The sequence below is a fragment of the Suipraeoptans intestinalis genome (assembly GCF_009696485.1).
Classification (GTDB): Bacteria; Bacillota; Clostridia; order Lachnospirales; family Lachnospiraceae; genus Suipraeoptans; species Suipraeoptans intestinalis.
Genome location: NZ_VULY01000036.1, coordinates 1 through 6,358, shown reverse-complemented (window position 1 = coordinate 6,358; position 6,358 = coordinate 1). Strand labels below are relative to the sequence as shown.

The 6,358-nt window shown below is 50.6% G+C and carries 5 protein-coding genes and 4 pseudogenes; 6 read left to right on the top strand and 3 right to left on the bottom strand.

Features of this window, described 5'->3' with window-relative positions; all coding sequences use genetic code 11:
* Positions 1 to 363 precede the first annotated feature (363 nt).
* The 6 genes and pseudogenes from FYJ34_RS15365 (at position 364) to FYJ34_RS15625 (ending at position 3,108) form a co-directional block, all read left to right on the top strand.
* Positions 364 to 595 (top strand): annotated as a pseudogene (locus FYJ34_RS15365) (polya polymerase).
* Between the two features lie 339 nt (positions 596 to 934).
* Positions 935 to 1,846 (top strand): PHP domain-containing protein, encoded by a 912-nt coding sequence (locus FYJ34_RS14690; protein ID WP_235899539.1) that lies wholly within the window; start codon positions 935 to 937, stop codon positions 1,844 to 1,846.
* On the top strand, positions 1,786 to 2,103 hold the full coding sequence (locus FYJ34_RS14685; protein ID WP_334296372.1) for a hypothetical protein: 318 nt from the start codon (positions 1,786 to 1,788) through the stop codon (positions 2,101 to 2,103). The genes FYJ34_RS14690 and FYJ34_RS14685 overlap by 61 nt, the downstream gene beginning before the upstream one ends.
* Positions 2,034 to 2,549 (top strand): annotated as a pseudogene (locus tag FYJ34_RS14680) (hypothetical protein). Before FYJ34_RS14685 ends, FYJ34_RS14680 begins: the two are co-directional and overlap by 70 nt.
* Positions 2,546 to 2,800: a hypothetical protein gene (locus tag FYJ34_RS14670; RefSeq protein ID WP_330582710.1), complete on the top strand. Its 255-nt coding sequence runs from the start codon at positions 2,546 to 2,548 to the stop codon at positions 2,798 to 2,800. The pseudogene FYJ34_RS14680 and the gene FYJ34_RS14670 overlap by 4 nt, the downstream one beginning before the upstream one ends.
* Positions 2,801 to 2,952: 152 nt before the next feature.
* Positions 2,953 to 3,108, top strand: coding sequence for a hypothetical protein (locus tag FYJ34_RS15625; RefSeq protein WP_416389723.1), 156 nt, complete (start codon positions 2,953 to 2,955; stop codon positions 3,106 to 3,108).
* On the opposite strand, the pseudogene FYJ34_RS15360 reads toward FYJ34_RS15625, so the two are convergent.
* The 3 genes and pseudogenes from FYJ34_RS15360 to FYJ34_RS12800 all read right to left on the bottom strand — a co-directional run.
* Positions 3,101 to 5,352, bottom strand: a pseudogene (locus tag FYJ34_RS15360) (DNA polymerase III subunit alpha); the annotation flags it as partial. The gene FYJ34_RS15625 and the pseudogene FYJ34_RS15360 overlap by 8 nt on opposite strands.
* A gap of 341 nt (positions 5,353 to 5,693) precedes the next feature.
* Positions 5,694 to 5,927, bottom strand: coding sequence for a polya polymerase (locus FYJ34_RS12040; RefSeq protein WP_154477648.1), 234 nt, complete (start codon positions 5,925 to 5,927; stop codon positions 5,694 to 5,696).
* A 212-nt stretch (positions 5,928 to 6,139) separates the two neighbouring features.
* A pseudogene (locus FYJ34_RS12800) lies at positions 6,140 to 6,358 on the bottom strand (RNA-binding protein); the annotation flags it as partial.

Genomic DNA, 6,358 nt, shown 5'->3' with positions numbered 1-6,358 from the left:
GGAAGCCTTCCGTTTACCGATAAGGCAGATCCCGATCGGATCCGACGGAAACAGGGCTGAGCAAAAACGGGTTTAGCGTGCGGTGGGCCGCCTGATGAAAGAAAAACAGGTGAAGATCCTGGAGCACTCTATCGTACTGGAAAAGGAATCATAATCGTACTTTCCCGGATTCCAAAGCAAGGCTGTCGGGAATTGGGAAAACAGTAGCAAAAACCGGCAACATAGAGTATAATGAAAGCCAGAGGATGCAACCCGGCTTCGAGAGGAAGGCCCGGCTGCAGAAAAGGTTTTGGAGGCAGCAGGCACGGAGGCTGCCGGGCAGGACAGAAGATATTTTAAGAGAAAGAAAGGAGAAAACAGAGCATGAAAGTACAGAACATTACAGATATTGAAGGATTTTTTAAAGTGGTAGACAGCTGTAAAGGAAAGGTAGAGCTGGTAACCGGCGAAGGCGACCGTCTGAACCTGAATCCAAGCTGTCACAGTTTGTATCCATGGCAAATATTTTTCTAACGGAGAGATCCCGGAGCTGGAGATCGTGGCTCACGAGCCGGAAGATATTGATAAGCTGGTCAGCTTCATGATCAACGGCTAGGGAAGCGGATTAGAGGCGAGTAGGGGAAGCTGCCGCGCCCAAAGGCTCAGACACGAAAAACGGTGTACAGATCATATACAGATAAAAAAGATTTCCAGGAGAGTGTGGGACTTCCGCCAGAAAAGCAGAGGCTTCACACTTTTTTGAATGTATGACGGGATTTTAGGGGAAGTATGCTTCCGGGGTGTTCCAAAGGAGAGGAGATGGTGTATAATAGAAAAAAGCTGCGTGGTCTCTGGGAACCTTCGGAGTCGGATGGCTGCGCGCAAAAAACAGAGGATTAACACCAAATGAAGGATTTCTAGCAGATAGAATCATCAGACAGAAAAGAGGAAAGCTATGGGATTTGCACACCTTCACGTCCATACAGAGTACAGCCTGCTGGACGGTTCCAATAAAATCAAAGAATGTATTGCAAGAGTGAAAGAACTGGGCATGAACAGCGTGGCCATTACCGACCACGGAGTCATGTTCGGAGTCATTGATTTCTATAAGGCGGCCAAAAAGGAAGGAATTCACCCGGTCCTGGGCTGTGAAGTCTACGTGGCGCCCGGATCCAGATTTGACAAGGAGATTGGCGGAGGAGAAGACCGGTATCACCATCTGGTGCTTCTGGCAGAGACACAGGAGGGCTATCATAACCTGATGAAGATCGTTTCCAGGGGATTTACGGAAGGGTATTACTACAAGCCCAGAGTAGATCTGGAGGTGCTGCAGCGATTCCATAAAGGGATCATTTCCCTGAGCGCGTGTCTGGCGGAGAGGTGCAGAAAAACCTTTTGCGGGGGATGTATGAAGAGGCAAAAAAGGCCGCCCTCCGTTACCGGGACATTTTTGGGAGGACAATTTCTTCCTGGAGCTGCAGGATCACGGACTGCCTCAGCAAAACAGGTAAATCAGGCACTTTTGAGATTGTCCCAGGATGCAGGGATCCGCTGGTGGCCACCAACGATGTGCATTATACCTATGCGGAGGATGAAAAACCTCACGATATGCTGCTTTGTATCCAGACAGGGAAAAAGCTGTCTGATGAGAACCGGATGCGGTACGAAGGCGGACAGTACTACATCAAATCAGAAAAAGATATGCGGGAACTGTTTCCTTATGCGCTGGAGGCGATTGAAATACTCAGAAAATCGCAGATCGGTGTCAGGTGGAGATCCAGTTTGGACAGATGCATCTGCCGAAATATGCGGTGCCGGATCAGGAAGAGGCAGCCCCTACCTTCGAAGGCTGTGCGGGAAGGGCTGAAAAGGAGATATCCATCAGCCCGGGAAGAACAGTGGAACATGCTGGAAGAGAGACTTCTGTTCGAGCTGTCTACCATCGAGTCCATGGGATATGTGGATTATTTCCTGATCGTGTGGGATTTTATTAAATATGCAAGGGATCATCAGATCATGGGGGACCGGGACGAGGCTCGGCGGCGGGAAGTCTGGTGTCCTACTGTCTTGGGATCACCAGTATTGACCCGGTCAAGTATCAGCTGCTGTTTGAGCGGTTCCTGAACCCGGAGCGGGTGTCTATGCCGGATATTGATATTGACTTCTGCTTTGAAAGACGGCAGGAGGTCATTGACTATGTGGTGGAGAAATACGGAGTAGACCGGTAGTGCAGATCGCTACTTTCGGAACCATGGCGGCCAGGGGTGTGATCCGGGACGTGGGGCGGGTACAGGATCTTCCCTATGCGTTTGTGGACGGGATCGCCAAGATGATCCCCATGGAACTGAACATGACGCTGGAGAGGGCGCTGGTAGTCAATCCGGAATTGAAGCAAAGATACGATACGGAAGAGGAAGTCAGGAGCTGCTGGATATGGCAAGACGTCTGGAAGGACTGCCCGTCACACATCCATGCATGCAGCCGGCGTGGTGATCAGCCAGGAGCCTATTGAGGAATACGTGCCCTCTCCCTGGGATCGGACGGTTCTGTTACGACGCAGTTTACGATGACGACTTTGGAAGAACTGGGACTTTTGAAAATGGATTTTCTGGGGCTTCGTACCCTGACGGTCATCCAGACCGCCGTCAGACTGGCAGAAAAAAGCAGCGGACACCCGATTTCCCTGGATGAGATGGATTACAATGACAAGGATGTGCTGGCCTCTATCGGAACGGGAAGGACAGACGGGGTGTTCCAGCTGGAAAGTGCCGGAATGAAAAGCTTTATGAAGGAACTGCGTCCGAGAGCCTGGAGGACGTGATCGCAGGATCTCTCTTTACCGGCCGGGGCCGATGGACTTTATCCTCAATACATCAAAGGAAAAAATAATGCGGGAACCATTACCTATGACTGTCCACAGCTGAAGCGATCCTGGAAGGGACGTATGGATGTATCGTCTACCAGGAGCAGGTTATGCAGATCGTAGAGATCTGCGGGCTACAGCCTGGGGCGGAGCGATTTGCTGCGTCGTGCCATGTCAAGAAAAAAGGGGACGTGATGAAAGGAGAGACAGAACTTTGTCTTGGGAATGAGAAAAGGATCCGGGCTGTATCGCCAATGGTTTGTTGAACGCATATTTGGCAAAGTCGATCATTTCATCGTAGATCTTGTTTGCCACCTGCTCCGGGATCCCATTGGCGATACAGCCCGGAATTCCTTCCTTCTCATTCCCATAGACAAAGTTCTGTCTCTCCTTTTGCATCACGTCCCCTTTTTCTTGGACATGGCACGACGCAGCAAATCGCTCCGCCCAGGCTGTAGCCCGCCAGATCTCTTACGATCTGCATAACCTGCTCCTGGTAGACGATACATCCATACGTCCCTTCCAGGATCGGCTTCAGCTGTGGACAGTCATAGGTAATGGTTCCCGCATTATTTTTTCCTTTGATGTATTGAGGATAAAGTCCATCGGCCCCGGCCGGTAAAGAGAGATTCCTGCGATCACGTCCTCCAGGCTCTCGGGACGCAGTTCCTTCATAAAGCTTTTCATTCCGGCACTTTCCAGCTGGAACACCCGTCTGTCCTTCCCGTTCCGATAGAGGCCAGCACATCCTTGTCATTGTAATCCATCTCATCCAGGGAAATCGGGTGTCCGCTGCTTTTTTCTGCCAGTCTGACGGCGGTCTGGATGACCGTCAGGGTACGAAGCCCCAGAAAATCCATTTTCAAAAGTCCCAGTTCTTCCAAAGTCGTCATCGTAAACTGCGTCGTAACAGAACCGTCCGATCCCAGGGAGAGGGGCACGTATTCCTCAATAGGCTCCTGGCTGATCACCACGCCGGCTGCATGCATGGATGTGTGACGGGGCAGTCCTTCCAGACGTCTTGCCATATCCAGCAGCTCCCTGACTTCCTCTTCCGTATCGTATCTTTGCTTCAATTCCGGATTGACTACCAGCGCCCTCTCCAGCGTCATGTTCAGTTCCATGGGGATCATCTTGGCGATCCCGTCCACAAACGCATAGGGAAGATCCTGTACCCGCCCCACGTCCCGGATCACACCCCTGGCCGCCATGGTTCCGAAAGTAGCGATCTGCACTACCCGGTCTACTCCGTATTTCTCCACCACATAGTCAATGACCTCCTGCCGTCTTTCAAAGCAGAAGTCAATATCAATATCCGGCATAGACACCCGCTCCGGGTTCAGGAACCGCTCAAACAGCAGCTGATACTTGACCGGGTCAATACTGGTGATCCCAAGACAGTAGGACACCAGACTTCCGCCGCCGAGCCTCGTCCCGGTCCCACCATGATCTGATGATCCCTTGCATATTTAATAAAATCCCACACGATCAGGAAATAATCCACATATCCCATGGACTCGATGGTAGACAGCTCGAACAGAAGTCTCTCTTCCAGCATGTTCCACTGTTCTTCCCGGGCTGATGGATATCTCCTTTTCAGCCCTTCCCGGCACAGCCTTCGAAGGTAGGGGGCTGCCTCTTCCTGATCCGGCACCGCATATTTCGGCAGATGCATCTGTCCAAACTGGATCTCCACCTGACACCGATCTGCGATTTTCTGAGTATTTTCAATCGCCTCCAGCGCATAAGGAAACAGTTCCCGCATATCTTTTTCTGATTTGATGTAGTACTGTCCGCCTTCGTACCGCATCCGGTTCTCATCAGACAGCTTTTTCCCTGTCTGGATACAAAGCAGCATATCGTGAGGTTTTTCATCCTCCGCATAGGTATAATGCACATCGTTGGTGGCCACCAGCGGGATCCCTGCATCCTGGGACAATCTCAAAAGTGCCTGATTTACCTGTTTTTGCTGAGGCAGTCCGTGATCCTGCAGCTCCAGGAAGAAATTGTCCTCCCCAAAATGTCCGGTAACGGAGGGCGGCCTTTTTTGCCTCTTCATACATCCCCGCAAAAGGTTTTTCTGCACCTCCCGCCAGACACGCGCTCAGGGAAATGATCCCTTTATGGAATCGCTGCAGCACCTCCAGATCTACTCTGGGCTTGTAGTAATACCCTTCCGTAAATCCCCTGGAAACGATCTTCATCAGGTTATGATAGCCCTCCTGTGTCTCTGCCAGAAGCACCAGATGGTGATACCGGTCTTCTCCTCCGCCAATCTCCTTGTCAAATCTGGATCCGGGCGCCACGTAGACTTCACAGCCCAGGACCGGGTGAATTCCTTCCTTTTTGGCCGCCTTATAGAAATCAATGACTCCGAACATGACTCCGTGGTCGGTAATGGCCACGCTGTTCATGCCCAGTTCTTTCACTCTTGCAATACATTCTTTGATTTTATTGGAACCGTCCAGCAGGCTGTACTCTGTATGGACGTGAAGGTGTGCAAATCCCATAGCTTTCCTCTTTTCTGTCTGATGATTCTATCTGCTAGAAATCCTTCATTTGGTGTTAATCCCTCTGTTTTTGCGCGCAGCCATCCGACTCCGAAGGTTCCCAGAGACCACGCAGCTTTTTTCTATTATACACCATCTCCTCTCCTTTGGAACACCCCGGAAGCATACTTCCCCTAAAATCCCGTCATACATTCAAAAAAGTGTGAAGCCTCTGCCTTTTCTGGCGGAAGTCCCACACTCTCCTGGAAATCTTTTTTATCTGTATATGATCTGTACACCGTTTTTCGTGTCTGAGCCTTTGGGCGCGGGCAGCTTCCCCTACTCGCCTCTAATCCGCTTCCCTAGCCGTTGATCATGAAGCTGACCAGCTTATCAATATCTTCCGGCTCGTGAGCCACGATCTCCAGCTCCGGGATCTCTCCGTTAGAAAAAATATTTGCCATGGATACAAACTGTGACAGCTTGGATTTCAGGTTCAGACGGTCGCCTTCGCCGGTTACCAGCTCTACCTTTCCTTTACAGCTGTCTACCACTTTAAAAAATCCTTCAATATCTGTAATGTTCTGTACTTTCATGCTCTGTTTTCTCCTTTTCTTTCTCTTAAAATATCTTCTGTCCTGCCCGGCAGCCTCCGTGCCTGCTGCCTCCAAAACCTTTTCTGCAGCCGGGGCCTTCCTCTCGGAAGCCGGGTTGCATCCTCTGGCTTTCATTATACTCTATGTTGCCGGTTTTTGCTACTGTTTTCCCAATTCCCGACAGCCTTGCTTTGGAATCCGGGAAAGTACGATTATGATTCCTTTTCCAGTACGATAGAGTGCTCCAGGATCTTCACCTGTTTTTCTTTCATCAGGCGGCCCACCGCACGCTTAAACCCGTTTTTGCTCAGCCCTGTTTCCCGTCGGATCCGATCGGGATCTGCCTTATCGGTAAACGGAAGGCTTCCTCCTCTTTCTTTCAGCTTTTCCAGCAAAAGCTTTGCATCGTCCTCCATCTGCAAAAATGCTTT

Excerpts from the sequence above, each read along its gene's own strand:
- FYJ34_RS14670 (WP_330582710.1), top strand. The coding sequence starts at position 2,546 with ATGACGACTTTGGAAGAACTGGGACTTTTGAAAATGGATTTTCTGGGG.
- FYJ34_RS15625 (WP_416389723.1), top strand. The coding sequence starts at position 2,953 with ATGCAGATCGTAGAGATCTGCGGGCTACAGCCTGGGGCGGAGCGATTT.
- FYJ34_RS14685 (WP_334296372.1), top strand. The coding sequence starts at position 1,786 with ATGCGGTGCCGGATCAGGAAGAGGCAGCCCCTACCTTCGAAGGCTGTG.
- FYJ34_RS14690 (WP_235899539.1), top strand. The coding sequence starts at position 935 with ATGGGATTTGCACACCTTCACGTCCATACAGAGTACAGCCTGCTGGAC.
- FYJ34_RS12040 (WP_154477648.1), bottom strand. The coding sequence starts at position 5,927 with ATGAAAGTACAGAACATTACAGATATTGAAGGATTTTTTAAAGTGGTA.